Raw genomic sequence first — 1,475 nt, forward strand, 5'->3', positions numbered from 1 at the left:
GGCAAAGATGCTCCTATAGATGTCAAGCCGCGAGTTGAAGATCGTTTGCTGTGATGAGCTGGTAGAGCTCGCGGGCGACGTAGCGCTTGAGGCAGCGGATGATCTCTTTCTTGGACATGCCTTCCCTGGTGCGTCGCTGCATGTAGTCGCGGGTGCGTGGGTCCCATCGCAGCCGGACGAGTACGACGCGGTAGAGCGCGGCGTTGGCCTGTCTGTCGCCGCCGCGGTTGAGCCGGTGCCGGGTGGTCTTGCCGGAGCTGGCCGGGATCGGAGCGGCCCCGCAGAGCATGGCGAACGCGGCTTCGGATGCGAGCCGGTCGTGGTTCTCGCCAGCGCTGACCAACAGTTGCCCGGCGACGTCGGGTCCGACGCCGTTCGCGGCCAGCAGGGCCGGGTTGATGGCGGCGACCAGTGGTTCGAGTAGTTCTTCGAGGCTGGCGATCTCGGTGGTTAGGTGCTGGTGGCGGCGGGCCATCGAGCGAAGCGCGACGGCGACGGCGACGGCTGGGGTGGCCGCGTCGCCTTGGTCGGGTTGCAGATTCGCGCAGGTGGCGATCAGTTTCGTGATGTTCAGGCCGCGCAGCTGGGCGCGTAGTTCGTCGGGGGCGGTGACGATCAGGGCCTTCATCTGCCGTTGAGTCTCGGCGCGCTGGTCGACGGCGCTGCGTCGGGCCACCCGCAGGTTGCGCAGGGCCTCGACCCGGCCGTCGCGCTGCTTGGGGGTGCCGGTGCGTTCGCCTGCCAGCGCGGCCCGGGCGGCCTGAATCGCATCGATCGGATCGGACTTGCCCTGGAACCGGCGGGTCTTGCGGTCCGGCCGATCGACCTCGATCACCTGCATCTGCTCGTCACGCAGCAGGCGGACCAGTCCCGCGCCGTAGGCGCCGGTGCCCTCGACTCCGACCCGGCTCAGCCGGCCGTGTCCGTGCATCCAGGCCAGCAGGGCGGCGTAGCCGGACGCCGTCGCGGGGAACTGCTCGGTGCCCAGCACCCGCCCGACCAGGTCGATGACCGCTGCGGTGTGGGTGTCCTGGTGAGTGTCGACCCCACCCACGACCTCGATCTCAGCTTCGTCAGGTGTAATGGGAGACATCGTCATCCTGTCGCTCGTCGCAGTGGGGCAGGGCGGCGCGCACCAGCCGGGCAACGCGGACAAGACAGAGATGGGGCCTTTGGCCAGGCTCCTATGAAGTCACAACGCCACGTCCGGTGCGTGCACGAGCGCCTCCCGGCCAGGGCCGACAAATCTTTGAAGGACCCGAAGTCAGTCGTCAGGTGGGTCAGACCCCGCCGGGAGGCGCTCACAAACATCATCTCTGTCGTCAGGTGATGCCGAGTAGTGCCAGCGTGCGGGTGCTGTCGCGGGCGTGATGCCGGTTGGCGGCGGCGATGTTGGTGACGCCGGTCAGGCGTAGGGCGCCGATGGCGGCGTTGCGTAGGACGGCCATGACCTGCGGTCCGGTGCCGGTGCGGAT

The 1,475-nt window shown here is 68.4% G+C and carries 1 protein-coding gene; it reads right to left on the bottom strand.

What is annotated here, in order from left to right:
• Positions 1-22: 22 nt before the first annotated feature.
• Positions 23-1,099, bottom strand: a complete 1,077-nt coding sequence (locus KBX63_RS34815; protein WP_210918673.1) for an IS110 family transposase — start codon at positions 1,097-1,099, stop codon at positions 23-25.
• Between the last annotated feature and the right edge of the window lie 376 nt (positions 1,100-1,475).

Origin of the sequence: Micromonospora sp. U21, assembly GCF_018070045.1 — a bacterium.
In the GTDB taxonomy this organism is placed as follows: domain Bacteria; phylum Actinomycetota; class Actinomycetes; order Mycobacteriales; family Micromonosporaceae; genus Micromonospora.

Bases quoted from the DNA above. Each gene is read 5' to 3' on its own strand.
- KBX63_RS34815 (WP_210918673.1), bottom strand. From the start codon at position 1,099: ATGACGATGTCTCCCATTACACCTGACGAAGCTGAGATCGAGGTCGTG.